13 protein-coding genes are annotated in these 18,211 nt (G+C 53.5%); 2 read left to right on the top strand and 11 right to left on the bottom strand.

Annotated elements, in window-relative coordinates; all coding sequences use genetic code 11:
- Positions 1–19: 19 nt before the first annotated feature.
- The 6 genes from EDM60_RS10580 to EDM60_RS10555 are packed head-to-tail and all read right to left on the bottom strand — an operon-like array spanning position 20 to position 6,740.
- The gene (locus EDM60_RS10580; protein WP_063228054.1) at positions 20–709 is read right to left on the bottom strand and encodes a CpsD/CapB family tyrosine-protein kinase; all 690 of its coding nucleotides are present in this window, start codon (positions 707–709) and stop codon (positions 20–22) included.
- Positions 690–1,442: a YveK family protein gene (locus EDM60_RS10575; RefSeq protein WP_122963951.1), complete on the bottom strand. Its 753-nt coding sequence runs from the start codon at positions 1,440–1,442 to the stop codon at positions 690–692. The genes EDM60_RS10580 and EDM60_RS10575 overlap by 20 nt, the downstream gene beginning before the upstream one ends.
- Positions 1,435–2,544 carry an LCP family glycopolymer transferase gene (locus EDM60_RS10570; protein WP_122963950.1) on the bottom strand — a complete coding sequence of 370 codons (1,110 nt, stop codon included), beginning with the start codon at positions 2,542–2,544 and terminating at the stop codon, positions 1,435–1,437. The genes EDM60_RS10575 and EDM60_RS10570 overlap by 8 nt, the downstream gene beginning before the upstream one ends.
- Positions 2,541–4,439 (bottom strand): polysaccharide biosynthesis protein, encoded by a 1,899-nt coding sequence (locus EDM60_RS10565; RefSeq protein ID WP_122963949.1) that lies wholly within the window; start codon positions 4,437–4,439, stop codon positions 2,541–2,543. The genes EDM60_RS10570 and EDM60_RS10565 overlap by 4 nt, the downstream gene beginning before the upstream one ends.
- Positions 4,440–4,483: 44 nt before the next feature.
- Entirely contained in the window at positions 4,484–5,764 is a 1,281-nt protein-coding gene (locus EDM60_RS10560; RefSeq protein WP_122963948.1) for a nucleotide sugar dehydrogenase, read from the bottom strand.
- A complete protein-coding gene (locus EDM60_RS10555) occupies positions 5,757–6,740 on the bottom strand; it encodes an NAD-dependent epimerase/dehydratase family protein (protein ID WP_122963947.1) in 984 nt (327 codons plus the stop codon). Before EDM60_RS10555 ends, EDM60_RS10560 begins: the two co-directional genes overlap by 8 nt.
- A 224-nt stretch (positions 6,741–6,964) precedes the next feature.
- On the opposite strand from EDM60_RS10555, the gene EDM60_RS10550 reads away from it, so the two are divergent.
- Positions 6,965–8,503: a glycosyl hydrolase family 28-related protein gene (locus EDM60_RS10550; protein ID WP_122963946.1), complete on the top strand. Its 1,539-nt coding sequence runs from the start codon at positions 6,965–6,967 to the stop codon at positions 8,501–8,503.
- A gap of 67 nt (positions 8,504–8,570) precedes the next feature.
- On the opposite strand, the gene EDM60_RS10545 is transcribed toward EDM60_RS10550, so the two are convergent.
- The 5 genes from EDM60_RS10545 to EDM60_RS10525 all read right to left on the bottom strand — a co-directional run bounded on the left by EDM60_RS10545 (position 8,571) and on the right by EDM60_RS10525 (position 16,749).
- The gene (locus EDM60_RS10545; RefSeq protein ID WP_122963945.1) at positions 8,571–8,966 is read right to left on the bottom strand and encodes a hypothetical protein; all 396 of its coding nucleotides are present in this window, start codon (positions 8,964–8,966) and stop codon (positions 8,571–8,573) included.
- Positions 8,967–9,095: 129 nt separating this feature from the next.
- On the bottom strand, positions 9,096–10,319 hold the full coding sequence (locus tag EDM60_RS10540; protein WP_122963944.1) for an MFS transporter: 1,224 nt from the start codon (positions 10,317–10,319) through the stop codon (positions 9,096–9,098).
- A gap of 38 nt (positions 10,320–10,357) precedes the next feature.
- On the bottom strand, positions 10,358–12,142 hold the full coding sequence (locus EDM60_RS10535; RefSeq protein ID WP_122963943.1) for an ABC transporter ATP-binding protein: 1,785 nt from the start codon (positions 12,140–12,142) through the stop codon (positions 10,358–10,360).
- Positions 12,143–12,201: 59 nt separating this feature from the next.
- On the bottom strand, positions 12,202–12,744 hold the full coding sequence (locus tag EDM60_RS10530; RefSeq protein WP_122963942.1) for a MarR family winged helix-turn-helix transcriptional regulator: 543 nt from the start codon (positions 12,742–12,744) through the stop codon (positions 12,202–12,204).
- A gap of 303 nt (positions 12,745–13,047) precedes the next feature.
- Positions 13,048–16,749: a DNA translocase FtsK gene (locus EDM60_RS10525; RefSeq protein WP_122963941.1), complete on the bottom strand. Its 3,702-nt coding sequence runs from the start codon at positions 16,747–16,749 to the stop codon at positions 13,048–13,050.
- 168 nt (positions 16,750–16,917) lie between these two features.
- Between EDM60_RS10525 and EDM60_RS10520 the strand changes: the two genes are divergently transcribed.
- On the top strand, positions 16,918–18,186 hold the full coding sequence (locus EDM60_RS10520) for a hypothetical protein (RefSeq protein ID WP_122963940.1): 1,269 nt from the start codon (positions 16,918–16,920) through the stop codon (positions 18,184–18,186).
- Positions 18,187–18,211: the final 25 nt, after the last annotated feature.

The following is an 18,211-nucleotide window of genomic DNA, read 5'->3' as shown; positions in this document are numbered from 1 at the left end:
GCCCCCGCTTCTGACTTGACTATTCCATATACCCATAACCGTAATAGCCTTCTCTCTTCCCGAGCTTTTTGTTGTTGAGAACAACCCCGAGCAGGTTGGCCCCGGCCGTCTTCAGCTGCTCGACAGCGCGAACGGCCGAATCCCGCTTTGTTTTGCTCGCGTCCACGACGAGAATGCACCCGTCCGTCTCTCTCGCCAGCACCATCGCATCGCTCACAATGAGCGGAGGACTGTCTACGACGATCATGTCAAAGTTGTTGCGCAGCTGCTCCAGCAATTCCCCCAGTCGCGGCGTTCCCAACAGTTCAGCCGGATTGTGGGGAATCGGCCCCGCTGTCACGATCGACAAATTCGGAACGCCCGCATCCTGAATGATGTCGGAAAACTGGCACATCCCGGTCATATAAGAACTGATCCCGTACAAATTCGGCATCTCAAACGTGAAATGAATGCGCGGATTGCGCAAGTCGAAATCGATCAGCACCGTCTTCCGCCGATCTTTTGCCATCATCAGCGACAAGTTGGCTGCCGTAATCGTCTTGCCCTCCGACGGCCCCGGGCTGCTCACCAAAACCGTCTGCAGCCTTTGTCCCTGTGTGGAAAACGAAATGTTCAGCTTCAAGGTGCGGTAGCCTTCCACCAGGGGAGACAGTGGCTCCCAATGGGCGATCAGCTTCTGGTAACGATCGTCAGGCTTCTGCCTTCTCATACTCGCTTCTTACCTCCTCCGCCCTTTTTTGCCGCAAGTGCTTCTTTGTCTTTTTGTCGATGACGGCGATGGTGGCGAGCACAGGCAGGCCCAAATATTCCTCCACTTCCTTTTCCGATCTCAGCCGTGTATCGAGATGCTCCATGAAAAACACAACGCCTACAGAAGTAGCCAGCCCAAGCACAAAGCCGATAATCGAGTTGAGCAGCGGCTTCGGACTGACAGGCTTGGCTGCCGGGTTATCGCGCGCTTCCGCCAAAATGTGCACGTTGTTCATGCTCAACATTTTGACCACTTCTTCCTGGAAGGTCGTGGCAATCGTGTTGGCAATCAGCACGGCTCGCTTTTGATCAGGGTCTTCCACTGTAATAGAAATGACTTGCGAATCTTTGACCGGCTCTACTTTCGTATGCAGCAGCAGCTCATCCATGCTCGCTTCCGGCCCGAGTGTCTGCACGACTCTCTCCATGATTCGCGGACTCTCGATAATGACCCGGTACGTCTCGATCAGCTTGAGATTGGAGTCAATCTCGGCAACCGACAGCACTCCCTCCAGATTCGAGTCCAGCGAGCGATTCACCAAAATTTCCGTTTTTGCCTGATAGATCGGCGTCAATGCAAAAAAACTGATGAGTGCCGTTCCTATCGTAAAAATGGAAGTAATGGCGAGAATCACGCCCCAGCGTTTGGACAAAACCAGCAATATTTCCCGGAGATTCACGGTTTCATTCATTTTGCTCCCCCCTTCGCCCCTCCATGCTGTCACTCGCTTGATTCGGCAGTGGCTTGGCCTCACCGGCTTTCTCTGCGCCTTTCTCAACGACTTGCTCCCGAAAGGCAGACAGCCGACGGATCAACTTTTCCCGCTCCCCCTGGCTTACGATGTAGTAGTAAATCCCGTTGATCAGCTGGCCGTTTCCTTCCATCCGAATCGTCTCCACGCTTGATACGGCCGTACCGTAGCTTTGAACAAGCATTTTCATGTCGTCAAAGGTCATGTTCGTCTTCACGTATTTCCCCATGGTATCGAGGACTCCGTTCAAGGTAGAGGGAGACGCCAAAGCCCCCTTTTTTTGCATCAGCGCTTTGATAAGCAGTTGCTGTCGCTCGTTTCTCCCCAAATCTCCCCGCGGGTCTTCATAGCGCATGCGCGCATACACGAGCGCCTGCTTTCCATCCAGGTGAATCGGCCCCAGCGGAAAGTGATAATCGGCGTAGGTAAAAGCGAGCTTGTTCTCGACATCCACACCGCCCAACGTGTCGATGATCCCAGCGAAGCCTTCCATGTTGGCGGCCACCACGTAATCGACAGGCGCGGAAATAAATTGCTCGACGGTGTCAACGGCTTGTTGCAGTCCGCCAAATGCGTAGGCGTGGTTAATTTTATCCAGCGTTTTCGAATGGGCCAGCTGCGTGCGCGTGTCCCGTGGAATGCTGACTAACAGCGCCGATTTTGTCTGCGGATTGACCGTCAACACGAGGATCACATCCGAGCGCCCCTTGTCGTTTTCCCGCTCATCGATCCCGAGCAAGAGCAAGGTGACGGGTTCGTGCACTTCTGCTTTCTCCGGCTGCACAGCAGGTTGTGCAGGCTGGGTTTGCTTTTCTGCTCGCTCTTGCTGCCTCACGGTTGGCGCAGGAAGGGAAGACGCCTTGGTCTTCTCCGTCCGCAGCGGGACGTACATGCTGTTTACGGTCTGTTTGATCGAAAAATAGACGTAAGTCGCATACCCTCCCAGTCCAACCAGACAGGCAATCCCCCCTGCCAGCAGGATGCGCGCCCACTTTTGCCTCGCTGTCCGCGCGATTCGCTCTTTCCTCGTCGTCTCTTTCATCCTGTGGCTACCGAGAAAGGAACTGGCTTGGCATCGTCGACAGGCTGGGAGGCAGACTGATAGCTCGGAATGATCGCCTGCAAGATTTCAATCATTTTTGAGTGATCCTCGATCAGTCCGCCCTTTTTGGCCAACTGCTCCAAACGGGAAATTGCAGACAACAGCTCGCTCCAGGAAAAGTCGAGCGGCTTTCCGATGAAAATGCGGTCGTGGCACGTCGAAGTCAGCCCTTCTTCCGCCGTCAAAAGTTCCTCGTACAGCTTTTCACCCGAACGGATGCCTGTGTAGACGACCGGGATATCTTTTTCCGGCTCCAGGCCCGCCAAGCGGATCAGGTCCTTCGCCATATCGACGATTTTGACGGGTTTGCCCATGTCGAGCACGAAAATCTCGCCACCGTGCGCCAGCGCGCCAGCCTGAATGACCAGTTGGGCCGCTTCGGGAATAGTCATGAAATACCGTTCCATCTCCGGATGCGTGATCGTCACCGGACCGCCCGCCCGAATTTGATCGAGAAAAATCGGCACGACGCTGCCTCTGCTTCCGAGAACATTGCCAAAGCGAACCGCCGCAAAACGAGTGTGACCAAAGCGGTTATATCCCTGGATCAAAAGCTCGGCAATGCGCTTCGTGGCGCCCATCACGCTCGTCGGATTGACGGCCTTGTCGGTGGAAATCAGGATGAAATGCTCGGCTTGCGCTTCCAGAGCGCATTCGGCCACATTTTTCGTTCCCAAAATGTTGTTTTTCAACGCTTCACTCGGGTTTTGTTCCATGAGGGGCACATGCTTGTGGGCGGCGGCGTGAAAGATGACGGCAGGACGATACTCGCTCATGATCGCAGCAATCCGCTGCCGATCGCGTATATCTGCGATGAGGCTTGCTGTAGACAATTCAGGAAATGCTCGCTTCAGCTCCAGACTGATCTCGAAAATGCCGTTTTCCTCATTTCCAAGCAAAAGCAGTTTCCCTGGGCCAAATCTAGCGATCTGACGGCAAAGCTCCGAACCGATAGACCCCCCGGCTCCGGTAACAAGTACGACTTGCTGGCGCAAATAACCCGTGATTTCTTCCAGATTCATTTCCACCGTCTCGCGCCCGAGCAAGTCCTCCAGCTTGACGTTGCGAATCATGCCCATGCTGATTTTCCCGCTGAGAATATCCGAGACGTGCGGCAAAATTTTGACGCTTGCCTTCGTCGTCTTGCAAATGTCAAAAATGTCGCGGATCGTTTGGCGCGACGCAGACGGCATGGCGATCACAATATCGGAAATCGCGTGCCGCTGTACGATGCGCGGGATGTCTTCCCTGCTCCCGATTACGGGCAAGCCGTACACGCGCAAATTTTGCTTGCTCGGCTCGTCGTCAATGAAAGCGATCGGCCGTTGCTCGGACAGCGGCGACCGCCGCATCTCCCTGGCAACGAGCACGCCTGCGCTGCCTGCCCCGACAATCAAGGTGCGCCTGCGATCCAGGCTCCTTTTGTCGCGCTCCTCATACCACCATTTCCACAGAAAACGCGAGCCTGTGATCCCGGCAAGCACGAACGTCCAGGCAATCAAAAACAAAGATATCGGAAACCGGATCGGCATCCACAGCCAATGCCCCAGCGTGTTCAGGAAAAAAGCGAGAATCAGGATGGACAAACTCGTCGCCTTGACAATCGAGGCAAGCTCGCCCGCACTGACGTAACGGTAGACGGGTCGGTACAACTCGGCGAGATGCATCCCCGCCAAAACGAACAGCACATGTCCAATGATCAAATAAAGAGGGCGATGCTCGTATATTTCGGCAAAAGAAAAATCAAATCGAACCAGGCAGGCCAGCCAAACAGCCAAACTGATAATTCCTGCGTCCGATAAGCTTAACCAGAATCTTCTCTTCCGGTAGCTCATATTCATCCGCTCCAGGCAGTCTAGATTCGCAATCGTGGCTGCATCTACAAGCGCCAGACAACGATATCAGACGGGCATGTTTTTTGATTCAACACGCTTTTCACATCTGCAATCACTCCGCAGTTTTGGTGCAGCAAAGACGACAGCTCAGCCCAGCTCAGATGGACGTATTTCGCGTGCGGCACAGCCAGAACCAGCGCATCGGCAGGCTGCAATTCGTGCCATTCCCTCAGCTTGATGCCGTACTCTGACCATGTCTTCTCCGGGTCTGCCAAATCGTCTGTCACCTGAACTTCCACGCCAAATTCCCGCAGCTCATGGACGATGTCGATCACTCTGCTGTTGCGAATATCCGCCACATTTTCCTTGAACGTCATCCCCAAAATCGTGACGCGTGAGCCTTGAATCGGAATATGACGCCAGATCATCTGCTTGACCAGGGAGGTCGCGACGAATTTTCCCATCCCGTCGTTGATGCGCCGTCCCGCCAAAATCACCTGCGGATGGTAGCCTACGCGCTCCGCCTGATAGGTCAAATAGTAAGGGTCTACTCCAATGCAGTGACCGCCGACCAGTCCTGGCGAAAACGGCAGAAAATTCCATTTTGTTCCAGCCGCCTCCAGCACGTCGGCTGTTTCGATTCCCAGTCGGTCAAAGATGATCGCCAATTCGTTGATCAACGCAATATTCAGGTCGCGCTGCGTATTTTCAATCACCTTGGCTGCCTCTGCCACCTGAATCGAGGACGCTTTATGAATCCCTGCTTCGACTACCAGCCCGTACATTTGCGCGATCTCGTCACACGTTGCCTGATCCTGCCCGGAGACGACCTTGACGATCTGGGCGAGTCTGCGCTCCTTGTCCCCCGGATTGATCCGCTCGGGCGAATAGCCGACAAAAAACTCTGCGCCTGCCCGCATCCCGGATGAGCGCTCCAGCGCCGGAATGCACGTTTCCTCCGTCGCGCCAGGGTATACGGTCGATTCATAGACGACAATCGCTCCTGGCTGCAAATGCTTTCCTACTGTCTCGGAGGCGAGCAGCAACGCCTTCAAGTCAGGGCGCTTGGCGTCGTCCACAGGCGTAGGCACGGTCACGATGATAAAGTCGCATTCCGCAAGCAGCCCGGGATCATCCGTATACGTGATGCTGGAACGCGCCAGCTCGTCAGCCGTCAGCTCTCCCGTCTCATCCCGCCCTGTCTGTAGCGCGGCAATGCGCGCAGCGTCCACGTCGTAGCCGATCACCGGAACCTTTTGCCCAAAAGCAGCCGCAACAGGCAAGCCCACATACCCGAGTCCTACGACTCCTACTTTTTTACGCATGGGCATCACCGTAATAATCAAGATACCAATCGACGAAACGGGAAATTCCTACCTCGACCGGAGTATCAGGCCGAAAGCCCGTTTCTGCGAACAGCGCATCGACCGAGGCGAAAGTAGCAGGCACGTCTCCTGGCTGAATCGGCATGTACTGGCGGTTGGCTGGCCGTTTCAGCTTCTGTTCCAGCAGTTCGAGGAACGAAAGCAGCTCCACAGGCCGATGATTCCCGATATTCAAGACTTTGTGCGGCGCCTTTCCGTCTTTTGGTTCAGGCAAACGATCCATGAGTCGCAAGATGCCCTCGACCACATCATCAATGTAAGTAAAGTCCCGGATCATTTTTCCGTAGTTGAAAATGCTCACTGGCTCCCCTGCCAAAATCGCCTTGGTGAACGCATAGAGCGCCATGTCCGGGCGGCCCCACGGCCCGTAGACGGTAAAAAACCGCAGCCCGGTCGCCGGAATGTTGTACAGATGGCTGTACGTGTACGCCATCAGCTCGTTCGCTTTTTTCGTGGCGGCGTACAGGCTGTTCGGCTCATCGACCCGGTCGCCCTCGGAAAAGGGGAGTTTCTTGTTCCCGCCGTAGACGGAGCTGGAAGAAGCGTAGAGCAGGTGCTTGACCCCTGTGTGCCGGCAGCCTTCCAATATATGCAAAAATCCCGTGATGTTGGAGGACGTGTATACGTGAGGGTTTTCCAGGCTATACCTGACTCCAGCCTGCGCCGCCAGATGGATGACCCGCTCCGGTTGCATTTTGCGGAACAACTCGTCCATTGTCGTCTGATCGGCTATATCTGCTTGATAGAAGTGGAACTGTTCGAACTCTTGCAGCATCGACAGTCTTTTTGCCTTCAAGCGGGGATCGTAATACTCGTTGCAATTATCCACCCCCCATACGACTTCCCCTCCTTCCAAAAGTCTTTTCGCTACGTGAAATCCAATGAATCCAGCAGTTCCTGTCACCAAAATCGACATACATTCCACCTCTTTGCTTATTCATACGGAGGTTCTAGGACAAATATGCCAGTAGGATGAGGACGGCCAGGAACGGTTCAGGAAGACTAGGACACTTTTGCCAGGCAAACAAGCTCTTGCCTGTTTTGCAAAATGGTTGTCAACTTTTTTCGTTTTTTGAATGAAATGAAAGAAGACAATCTAATCTTGTCTGACTATTTTTTCAAAGTGGAGGAGATTGATGCATGATGCTTGATGTAAAGTCCTACGGGGCGCGAGGAGATGGGGTGACAGATGATACGCAGGCGATATCCGCCGCGCTGGCAGCCGCGGTCAACCAGCAAATTCCGCTGTATTTTCCCCCGGGAACCTATATCATTGAACCGAAAAGACTGGCTGTCACACTAGGGAAAGGCAAAAGCCTGGTGCTGCAGGGTGCCGGTCCTTTTTCCGTTTTGAAACGAAAAGCCAATTCTACCGCCGAGGACTGGAGGTGGCTGTTTTCGATCACCTCAGTGGGCGGAGACGCTGATTCGTTTGTCGTGTCCAATCTGAAAATCGACTCCAATGCGCGCGAAAATCCCGTTCCGCCAGAACCATATGCCTATGAGCACTCCGCCGACTTCTACATTCGCGGCGACGGACCTGGAAGCTATATCAACTACGTGCTGCTGAGTCACATATGGTGCACCGATGCCGTAGCCGATCATTTTTACTTCGCCGGAGAAGCGAACTGCTACGTCCGCTCCGTGTCGATCAGCGACTTTACGAGCGACAACCGGACACGCACCCGCTCCGACATCACGGTCACCGGAGGCTTGGAGCGTCTGAACGCTGTCAATGTTTCCTGCGACCGCTTTGAAGTAGAGCTGAATGAAGCATACGACGGCAAGCTCCCGATGATCGCCAATCTGAGCAATATTCACTGCCGCCAACAGCTCGATCTGGAAGGGATTGCGACAGCGCCGATTCGCGTCCAGGGAAGCCACCTCGTCTCGCTTGCCAGCTTCAGCCTGAGCTGCTTGACTGGCACGATCAGCGCCTCTACCTTTTATACCGCTGCCGCGCAGAAAAACCGGGTCAACTTCATGCGGAACATGACTTTCCACCAGTGCAACTGGGTTCTGCATACAACCTCGCAAGGCGCAGCCAAAACAATCGGCAGCGGCCTGACTATCGACTACAACAACGTCGGTCTTGTGTTTGACGGCTGCTGCTTCGAGGCCGCCGATAGCGCTGCCGTGATCGATGGCTACGCGCTCAGCTTTGATCCATGGGATGTCCCGGCGCAACGAATCGTGACGGTCCGCAACTGCGCGTTCGACCCCCGCCTCAAGCAAAACCTGTACCTGAACCGCTGCGGCAATGTGTATCTGGAAAACAACCGCTACTCCGGCAGCGATCATGTGATTGCGCTGTACGGCTCCGGTTCATACCCGCTTTTTCTCACCGTGGACGGCGGAGATTTCAGCCAGGTCACCGGAAAAATGTTTTATCACAAAGCGGCTGACAAAGTCACACTTTCCATGAAAAACGTGCCCGTACCCGTCAGCCTGACGAGCGGCTACAACTCTGACAACTCTTCCTACCTCCCCAACGTGGCGATTAACGAGCGAATCGTCTACGTCAGCACTCCTCCCAGCTCGTCGGTTAAATACGGAGGGATCAAAGGCGACACGCTCCGGCTGATCACGCCTGTCAACGGGCAGCCGTGCGAGTGGATCGCTACCACGACAAACAAGACCGCCTGCACGTGGCTGGCGACCAAAACCGCAAAAAGCTAACTTTCCAGCACAAAAAAACATCCCTCCTCCCCGGTGAACTTGCCCGGGCGAGAAGAGATGTTTTTTATTAGGCAATCCGCTCCAGATCCGGATTGTATCGCTTCACATAGTCATAGATTTCGTCACCGATGAGACGCACGTGGTTCAGATCGCTTGTCTTTTCGGACAGGTGTTGAACCAATTGTTCGGTGCCTTGCTCAATCCGTCTTTTGGCTGCTTCTGGCAAGGTGAGGACGTGCGGGACGAGCAGTTGCAGGTACCAGTTCCCTTTGTCCTCCTCGGATACATCGATTTCCAGCTCCATATCTTTGCTGTCGAAATCGTAGAGGTGATTGAACAGCGCTTCTCTGATTTCCAGCGTCAGCGCGGAAATATCGATTTTTGCCACACCCAGATAATACTCCTCGTTGAACAACACGATCTTCTCGTCAATTTGCTGATACTTTTTTGCAAGCGGATTCATTGTCTCGTTCCCCTTCCAGCTATCGCCACAATCTATCCTATAGCATACTATCTCCCCGAATCATTCGGCAACAAATTCGTCGGAAAATGTTGAATAGACAAAAAGTTTCTTGTTCAAGCGGCCTTTCCCTTATGTTTGTTTCAACGCCTGATTTTCCGCAGGCGCAGGCACCTCTCGCTGAATCAGCAACGAAGCCAGCAGACCTATGCCGAGGATCAACGCCAGTAACGCAAAAGTCAGCAAGTAGCTGCCGCTTTCCATCAAACGGATAGAGATAATAGGGCCGAGACTTGTTCCCGCAAATAGAACAAACGTGTAGACCGAAACGGCAATTCCGCGCGCCTTGCCTGCCAATTGGCCGACGAAAGAGACGAGCGCTGGAACGGAGAGCGCAATGCCCGCCACAAAAATGACACTCATCGCAATCAGCAAAGGCAAGCTGGCAATCAGCCCCAACGAAGCCAAGCCTGCCATCGCCAGCAGCAATCCGCCTCGCAGAACCGCGCGAACCCCAAAGCGCATCGCTACTCTTCCAGACAAAGGAGAAATCAGCATGCCCAAAACACCGACAGAGCGAACATAAAGAACTTCTGCTTTATTCAGGCCAAAATCGGGACCGCTCAAGTAATTGCCCAAAACCGTGTACATGCTGACAAAAGACATGAGCAGCACCAATGCCACCACATAGCACAGAACAAGGTTTTTTTGCGAAAATACTTTACCGATTTGCTTCAAAGGTTCCCATATAGTCGCGTGTGGCTGTTGAATCTCTCCTTTTGGCAAGAAGCGCAGAATCAGAACCGCTGTTAAGGCATACACCCCTGCCAGGAGATAAAATACGGCGTTCCATCCGTGCTGCTCACTGATGAGGCTACTGACAACCTGCCCGACGATGCCTGCGACCAAAAACCCGGTGCTGATAAATCCGATCGTCGTCACCCGTTTGTCTGCCGGAAACATTTCTACCGCATAAGCAAGGGCAACTGGCGAAAACGTGGCTGCCGCAAAGCCTTGCAACCCTCTCAGCACAATCATCCAGGAGAAGCTTTCGACCATGCCAAGCAGCAAAGAGATGGCCGCAAGCGCAACAAGTCCAATCAAAATGACTTGCTTGCGCCCGTATTTATCCGATAATGCGCCATAAATCAGGCAGCCAATCGCAAAGCCGACCGAAAAAACACTTCCTGTAGCCGCTGCCTGCGTAGGCGTAATGCGATAAAGCTCGGCAAACAAGGAGATTAAAGGGATCGTTACATACAAACTGGACATGACGACCATGCCAGACCAGCATAAAATCGCCGCCATGAGCGAAAAGTTTCTTTTCGTTACTGCTGAACTCGCTGCTTGTGACATAAGGCACCTCTTTTCATAAATGTTGGAGCGTAAATGGACTAAGCTAGAAGCGTCTCCTTCGCTTTGATCATTTGCGGAAACTGCTTATCGTATAACGTTTTGTATCGACCGGAAAGGGTCAGCAGTCCTTCGTGCGTGCCCGCTTCGACAATCCTGCCTTTTTCCAAAACTACGATGTGATCGGCGCTTTGAATCGTGGAGAGACGATGGGCAATCACCAGGCAGGTTCGCCCGGGAAGCAGAGTGGAGAGCGCGCTTTGGATCAGTTGTTCCGATTCTGTATCCAACGCCGCTGTCGCTTCATCCAATATGATCAGGCGCGGATTTTTCAACAACGCCCTCGCGATCGACAGCCGCTGTTTTTGACCGCCAGACAGCTTGACGCCCCTTTCTCCGACCAACGTATCGTACCCTTGCGGAAAAGCTTCAATAAACGCCAGAGCATTCGCAGCTCTCGCCGCTGCCTCGATCTCTTCGCGAGTGGCCTGTGGCTTTCCGTAGGCAATATTGTCCCGAATCGTTCCGTTAAGCAAGATGACATCCTGTGATACAATCCCGATTTGCGTGCGGAGCGATTCAAGCGTGACATCTGTTAGTGGATACCCATCGATGAAAATCGCTCCTTTTTGCACATCGTACAGACGGGCAATCAAGTGCGCGATGGTCGACTTCCCGGAACCAGACGAGCCAACCAATGCGGTAACTTGTTGAGGCTCTATTTGCAAATAAAAATTTTCCAAGACTGGCACGCCTTTTTCATAAGCGAAATCCACATTGTCAAACAGAATCTCTCCTTGAATGGGTGGTAAAATGATCGCTCTCTCTTTGTTCCGCACTGCTGGCACCGTCACCAGCACTTCATGGATTCGTTCATAGGCAGCCGAAGCTTGTTGAATTTTACTAACCATTCGGCTGAAGGAACGAACAGGTCCTTGCAGCAGACGCAAGTAAGCCAAATAGGCGACAATGTCTCCTACAGTAATGTGGTTGTGCATCGCCTGCCACGCACCAAAAAGCAGTACGAGTGTCATTCCGATGTAATTCAGCCACTCGATAATCGGCGGGAAGGACGCGGACAGCCGGGAAGCTTTCACGATTGAGGCCCGATTGATCTCGGTCAGTCCAGCGAATCGATCGATTTCATCGTTCTCGCTCGCAAATGATTTAATCACGCGAATCCCTGACAACGTATCCTGCAAATGATTGCTCAATTCGGCAGAGGATTGTCGTACCGTTCGATAGACCGACTTGATTCGTCCGCTGAAAAACCGCGACGTGTAGAACAGAAAAGGAAACGTGCTCATCAGCAAGAGCGCCAGTTGCCAGTCGACATACAGCAAATAACCGCATATGGCGATAAACGTGAAGAAATCGGCCACAATGGATAATGTGTCGGCAGAAACCAGTTCCTGCAACTGGTTGACATCACTCGTCAATCTGGACATGAGATCGCCGGTGCGGTTGCGATCGAAAAAGTTCAAATCCAGGTTCACGGTATGTCGGTACAGCTTGTTCCGCAGCTGTGAAATCGCTCCTTGGCTGACAATCGTCATCACGAAGCTGCTAACAAACCGAAACACTCCCAACAGCAGCGCAGCTCCAACGATCGCGGCTCCCAGTTCAAACAAGGCAGCAACTTGTTGCTCGGGGATGACCTGATCAATGACGACTTTCGTCCACTGCGGAATGATAAATTCAAGGACGGAAATCGCCAGGATAGACAGAGCGGCTACCAAAACAAACTTCCATTGCCCTTTTGCTTGAAAAAACACCTCCCGGAGCATTTCTGAAAACAATCGATAACGGTGGGAACGGGATTTCATCGCATCACCTGAATTTCTTTTTAAAATAGTAAGACTATCTAACTATATGCACAAAAAAATTATCTGCCCACCCCTAACCTTTTTTCTATACTTCCATTCAATTTAACCAGAATTTTCTCAAACAGCTTGCGTTCCTCCGCATCCAAGTCGTCAAGCAAGGAAGCGCAGGTCGCCCAAAAGGTCGGCAGCACATTGTCAATCAAGTCCACTCCTTCTTCGGTAATACGGACATGAATCATGCGGCGATCTTTGGCGCTTTGCTCGCGGGCAATCCATTTTCTTTTTTCCAGCCAGTCGAGCAGAGCTGTTACAGAAGCCCGGCGAATCCCCAGCCGATCTGCGATGGCCGAAGGAGTGACCAGTTCTCTTTCCTCATGCAGCAGAAGCAAAAGCAACAAATCCAGCTTGCTCTCGGTAATTCCGAACGCAGACAAATCCTCGTCGATCACATCCAGGACATTGTCACTGAGCCACAACATCAGCAATCCCATCTGAGCCGATTTGCGATCCGTTCCCTTTGCCATCGTGTTGTTCATCAGTTGCAAATAAGGAGCGATCCCTAATTTGGGCAACTGTTGATCCACTGTGCTTTCTTTTGCCATGACATCACCTCTGTAATTCAATTAGATTATCTAACTAAATTCAGTTATATCTTATTTTGCCTGATCTTGCAAGCAGGAAACTTCTCGGTGAAGCCAACGGACACCTCCCTAACGAAATGAGGTTGCGCGGGTTTGGCACGACGGGAGCGTCCTTCTCTGGGCGCGGTGCCTTTTTATATATTCTGCTGTCTGTTTTGCAAAAAAGCTGCCACAGCAGCGTGTTTACACGCATCTGCCTACCTGCCTCGGTTAGCAAAAAGAGCCTGCCACCTTGGGCAAGCTCCTCTGCTTTTGCAACATTTTTTACAGCAAAGTCGAGCCGTCCGCTACAGCCTGGGCGTCCTCGCGGGTGATGAGAACAGCCCGCGCCTTGCCTCCGCTCTGTCCAGCGACGTAGCCGTCCGCCTCCATCATCTCGATCAGGCGGGCAGCGCGGTTGTAGCCGACCCGGAAGCGGCGTTGCAGCCCGGATGCCGAAGCCTGACCCTGGTCTGCCACGAACAGCAGCGCCTCCATATACAGCGGATCATCCCCTGCATCAAAAGATTGCACCTGCTGCTCCAAATCTTCCTTGCTGAACAGGTACGACGGCTTGCGCTGCTTCTTGATCGCCTGCGTAATGCGCTCGATCTCATCGTCAGAGACGAAGTTGCCCTGCAAACGCACCGGGGTGGTGCCGCTCTCCAGGAACAGCATGTCGCCTCGTCCCAGCAACCGTTCCGCCCCCGACTGGTCGAGGATCGTGCGGGAATCCACCTGGGAGAATACGGCAAACGCCAAACGCGTCGGCACGTTTGCCTTGATGTTGCCCGTAATGACGTCCACCGAAGGCCGCTGGGTCGCGAGCAGCAAATGAATGCCGCAGGCGCGCGCTTTTTGCGCAATCCGGATGATGCAATCCTCCACATCCTGCGGGGAGACCATCATCAAGTCTGCCAACTCGTCAATGACAATCACGATATACGGCAGCTGATCGTCTGTCGTCTGGTTGTAGCGATCAATATCCCGCACACCTGCGTCGACAAACAGGGCATAGCGCTTTTCCATTTCCTCGACCGCCCATTTCAGCGAGGCTGTCGCCTGCTTCGCGTCGGTCACAACAGGTGTGACGAGGTGCGGCAAATGGTTGTACGGTGCCAGCTCGACCATTTTCGGATCGATCAGCAAAAGCCGTACTTGTTCTGGCGTCGCTTTGTAAAGCAGGCTGACGATGATCGAGTTGATGCAGACGCTTTTCCCTGATCCGGTCGAGCCTGCGATCAGGCCGTGCGGCATTTTTTTGATATCCGCAATAATCGGCTCGCCGCCGATGTCCATGCCGAGGGCTACTGCCAATGGCGACGAATGCTGCTGGAACTTTTCCGATCCGATGATCTTCTCGATCAGTACAGGCTGGCTCGCCAAATTCGGAACCTCGATCCCGATCGCGTTGCGTCCCGGGATCGGCGCTTCGATCCGAATGTCTTTGGCCGCCAGATTCAGCTTGATGTCGTCGACCAAGCCGGTAATTTTGTTTACCTTCACGCCAGGAGCAGGCTGCAGCTCAAAGCGCGTGACGGAAGGGCCTTTGACGATCCCGACGACTGTTGCGCTCACGTTGAAGTTGGACAACGTTTCTTCCAAAAGCAGCTTTTGCAGCTGCGTATGCTCATCGTCGTCATCGCTTGGCGGCGGGCTCGGATTCAACAGCGCAAGCGTCGGCAAGCAGTACGGAGGTTCCGCGATTTCCGCTTCGCTTGGCTCGGATGGTGTGCTTGATTGCGCCGTACTTGCAGGTGGATTCGCGCTCGGACCCGGTGTTGCCACCCCGGCGGCTGGCGATGTCTGGAAGCCAGTCTGTTGTCCAGCGTTTGGCAGCTGGATCACGGGTGCTTGCGGTGCTGGTTGGGCGTTCTCTGTAGCAGCATCCGCCGCTAAAGCCGGGGATGCTTCGGCTGTTTCTGGCTTCGCTTCTGCTACGGTCAAGGTTGCTTCGGCCGATTCCAGCTTCGCTTCTGCTACGGTCAAAGTTGGCTCGTCCGATTCCGGCTTCACTCCTGCCACGGTCAAGCTTTCTTCGCCCATTTCCGGCTTCGCTCCCAATATGGTCAAAGTCGCTTCATCCGACTCCAGCTTCGCTCCTACCACAGTCGACGTTGCTTCATCCGACCCTGACTTCGCTCCCGCCACGGTCATTGTCGCTTCATCCGCCCCTGACTTCGCTCCCGCCACGGTCAGCGTTGCTTCATCCGACCCCGACTTCGCTCCCGCCACGGTCAGCGTTGCTTCATTCGACTCTGGCTTCACTCCTGTCACGGTCAACGTTGCTTCACCCGACTCCGGCTGCTTCACGCTCGCCACAGACGAAGCTTCACCACCCGACTCCGGCATCGCACGCGCCAAAAGACGGTTGACATCCGCATCAAAATGATTGTTGCTTCCCGTAACAGCAGGCTTGGCGCTATCGACTATTTGCCCTTGTCCGTGAACAGCCGCGAAGCCCTCCTCGATTCCTGTGCGCACGGCGTCGCCTAGCGCTGCGATCAGCTTTTGCTGCGCCTGCATATCGCTCTCGTCGGTCACCGAACGCCCCTGCGCTGTTAACGTCGCCCCCGCTGCTTCCGCGCTTTCGACCGCTTCACCTGCACCCGCTTGTTCTCGCACGACCACAAGCTCCACGTCAGGCTGTGCCTGCCCCTCCGCGATCTCCTCAGTTGCCGCGGCTTCGTGAAGTTCTCCCTCTGTCTCGGCTTGTCCCGCTGCAAACGCTGACTCTCGCTCCAATCCTGCGCTTGCGCCGCCACGTTCCGCATCCGCCAACTCGCCATCTGCTTCGGTTGCCGTCGCATGATCGGTCGAGAGCACAACCGCTTGCGCCTCGCCTTCCTGATGAACCGCGCCGCTCGCTGCCCTTTGCTGCCATTCTTGCATGTTTTCTGGACCTGGACCTGACTCATACGCCCCGTCCAGCTGCTCTGTCTGCCCTGGTTCAGTCGTCCATTCAGTTAGCTGCCCGACTTCTGTCTTCTCGCCGTCTCCGTGTTCACCGCCAACCATTTCTGGCGGCTCCACAACAATACGTCCAGGCTCCGAAACCGCTGCTTCCGCCTGCGAAGCCACAAAGGCCGCTGCTGCTGCCTGGTCCTGTGCATCCGCGATTTCCTCTGCTGCCTGCTCAAGCGGAACAGCTTTTTCCCCACCTTGCTCGCTGACCCAGCTGTCCGCCTTCGTCGCGCTTGCGGCATCAATGGTTGAATCGCTCGCAAAATCGTTTGCGGGGTCGCTTGCTGAACCCGCATCGCTCGCTGAATGCACATGCTCCCACGTCTCATCCGGGAAATAACGCTCGCTAATTTCCTGCTCCCACTGCTTGAGCTGCTGGAGATGCTCCTCCTGCTCCAGACGCGGGTACACGATACCGCCTGTCGTATGGATGCGATGCTCAGCCTCACGGGTAGCTGGGGTGATTTTGCCATACACGGGCGACACAATCTCCGATGGCTGGTACGCCTTCTTTCCTTCCGCAATCGAAGGCGCGCGCCCTGCGCTGTCCGGCTGTTTGACAGGCTCCCTTCTCGGTGTCTCGCGTTTGTACTCGGTGGTAGCAGACGGCTTTTTGTCTGCGCCCGTCTCTATAGGCTTGTCCGGTATGTATTCTTCGCGAGCAGCACGAAAAGACTCGCGGGAAGACTCCCTGACGCTTGGCTCCCGCCGTTCACGCACGGGCGGCTGAACTCGCTGGGCCTCTTCTGTCGCCTGCTGCTTCATTCTCTCTTTTCGCTTGTTCTCCAAATAATCGTCTGGCACGACAGGAAAACGAAACTGACGATCCCTGCGTGGACGCGCATCCTCTATATTCCGGCTACTTACCCGCTCTTTCGGGTAAATGCTTTTCGTCTTCGCTTGGGGCTGGCGGGGAGCCGGGCTTGCAGGAGGAGGACTCGCTGCCGGACGCCCTTCCACTACTTCATCTTGCTCCTCTTCGCCCTGAAAAAATTTCATCAGCTTTTGAAGCCACAACCACATGCTGCAACGTCCTTTCTTTGCTAACCATCTATTCCCTTTCATCTTACCATGAAATCGGCACCGAATTAGACCGATTGTGATTTTTTTCCGTATTTGCGAAACCTTTTCTTTACTAAAACGTAATACATAGAGGAACAAAAATACAAATACATAGGGGAGGAACACAGCATGTGGAAAAAAGGAAGTGCCCTACTGCTCGCAGGTATGCTGGTACTCACTGGATGTGCTGGTGAGGCTTCACTGGTGCGCGATTCGATCGTGGCATCCATCGATAAACCAAACTACGACTTCCAAGGCACTGTGAAATTGACCGGAGACGTAGACAAATTGCCTCAGGCATTTGGGGAAACCAATCCTGACAAAGAAGGACAAGCCATTTTGTCCGCTTTGAAAGCAGGGGTAACAGTAAAAGGCTCCCAGCTTGACTTGAAAAACGCAAAAGTTCAACTGGAAGTAAACGACGACAAACTGCTGCGCGACAACAAGCTCTGGACTGGCGACAAAAAAGCGTCTGTTGAGCTGCTCGTAAGCGACGACAAAGTATTCGTGAAATCTCCGCTCGACAACAAATACTTGGCTGTGGATGCAAACACTTCCGGCGCTTTCACTGGCGTAAGCGGAAACGACAAGGCAAACCCGGCGAAACTCAAAGAATACCAAGACAAAATGAACAAGCTGACGCTTGACTTCATCAAAAAATACGTAGGCAAATACGGCTACAAACTGGCTGATGCGAAAAACCTCGGCACAGAAACCGTAACCTTGCCAAACGGCGAAAAAGTGGAAGCGACTCACGTAAACGTGAAGATCGATGCCAAAGAACTGGTAAAAATGTTCTTCTTCACTGCTAACGATGCGGTAGCAAGCCAAGACGTCAAAACGTTCGCAATCGACATGCTGGTGCTGACCAATTCCCTGACAGAAGAAATGTATCCGGAAATGGGCAAAACGACAGAGGCAGAAAAACGTGCCAATGCCGAAGCTACCATCAACGAAGGCTTGAAAGAAGCAAAACAATGGCTGGAAGAGACAGGCAAAACATACACACCTGAAAAAATCGTAGAAGAAATGAAAAAAGAAGGCTTCCACAAGCTGGCTTGGAACCTCGACTTCTACGTAGACAAAAACAAAATGCCTGTTCACCAAAAGAGCGACCTGAGCGTAACGTTCCAGGCGCCAGAAATGAAAGAGCCTTTGACAGTCGGTCTGTTTGCTGATCAATACGCGTTCAACTTCGGAAAAGCAACCAAGTTCGAAATCCCTGCAAAAGACGCTTACCTGACAGCGGAAGACCTTTACAAAGACGAAAAAGCGATCAACAACTTCAGCGACAAAGGCTTCATGCGCCACTTTGCACAAAGCCTGGTGGACGATCTGAAATGGCAAAAAGAACTGGAAGCGGAGTGGGCTGAAGAAGTAACTCCGGCTACTCCTTAACAGCAGCCTTAGCTGCACTTGTACA

It is taken from the genome of Brevibacillus parabrevis, assembly GCF_003710905.1.
Classification (GTDB): Bacteria; Bacillota; Bacilli; order Brevibacillales; family Brevibacillaceae; genus Brevibacillus; species Brevibacillus parabrevis.
This window is presented reverse-complemented; position numbering and strand designations above follow the sequence as displayed.

Coding starts and splice junctions, on each gene's coding strand:
- EDM60_RS10530 (WP_122963942.1), bottom strand. CDS start 12,744: ATGGCAAAAGAAAGCACAGTGGATCAACAGTTGCCCAAATTAGGGATC.
- EDM60_RS10560 (WP_122963948.1), bottom strand. CDS start 5,764: ATGCGTAAAAAAGTAGGAGTCGTAGGACTCGGGTATGTGGGCTTGCCT.
- EDM60_RS10575 (WP_122963951.1), bottom strand. CDS start 1,442: ATGAATGAAACCGTGAATCTCCGGGAAATATTGCTGGTTTTGTCCAAA.
- EDM60_RS10580 (WP_063228054.1), bottom strand. CDS start 709: ATGAGAAGGCAGAAGCCTGACGATCGTTACCAGAAGCTGATCGCCCAT.
- EDM60_RS10525 (WP_122963941.1), bottom strand. CDS start 16,749: ATGTGGTTGTGGCTTCAAAAGCTGATGAAATTTTTTCAGGGCGAAGAG.
- EDM60_RS10550 (WP_122963946.1), top strand. CDS start 6,965: ATGATGCTTGATGTAAAGTCCTACGGGGCGCGAGGAGATGGGGTGACA.
- EDM60_RS10570 (WP_122963950.1), bottom strand. CDS start 2,544: ATGAAAGAGACGACGAGGAAAGAGCGAATCGCGCGGACAGCGAGGCAA.
- EDM60_RS10555 (WP_122963947.1), bottom strand. CDS start 6,740: ATGTCGATTTTGGTGACAGGAACTGCTGGATTCATTGGATTTCACGTA.
- EDM60_RS10565 (WP_122963949.1), bottom strand. CDS start 4,439: ATGAGCTACCGGAAGAGAAGATTCTGGTTAAGCTTATCGGACGCAGGA.
- EDM60_RS10540 (WP_122963944.1), bottom strand. CDS start 10,319: ATGTCACAAGCAGCGAGTTCAGCAGTAACGAAAAGAAACTTTTCGCTC.
- EDM60_RS10545 (WP_122963945.1), bottom strand. CDS start 8,966: ATGAATCCGCTTGCAAAAAAGTATCAGCAAATTGACGAGAAGATCGTG.
- EDM60_RS10535 (WP_122963943.1), bottom strand. CDS start 12,142: ATGAAATCCCGTTCCCACCGTTATCGATTGTTTTCAGAAATGCTCCGG.
- EDM60_RS10520 (WP_122963940.1), top strand. CDS start 16,918: ATGTGGAAAAAAGGAAGTGCCCTACTGCTCGCAGGTATGCTGGTACTC.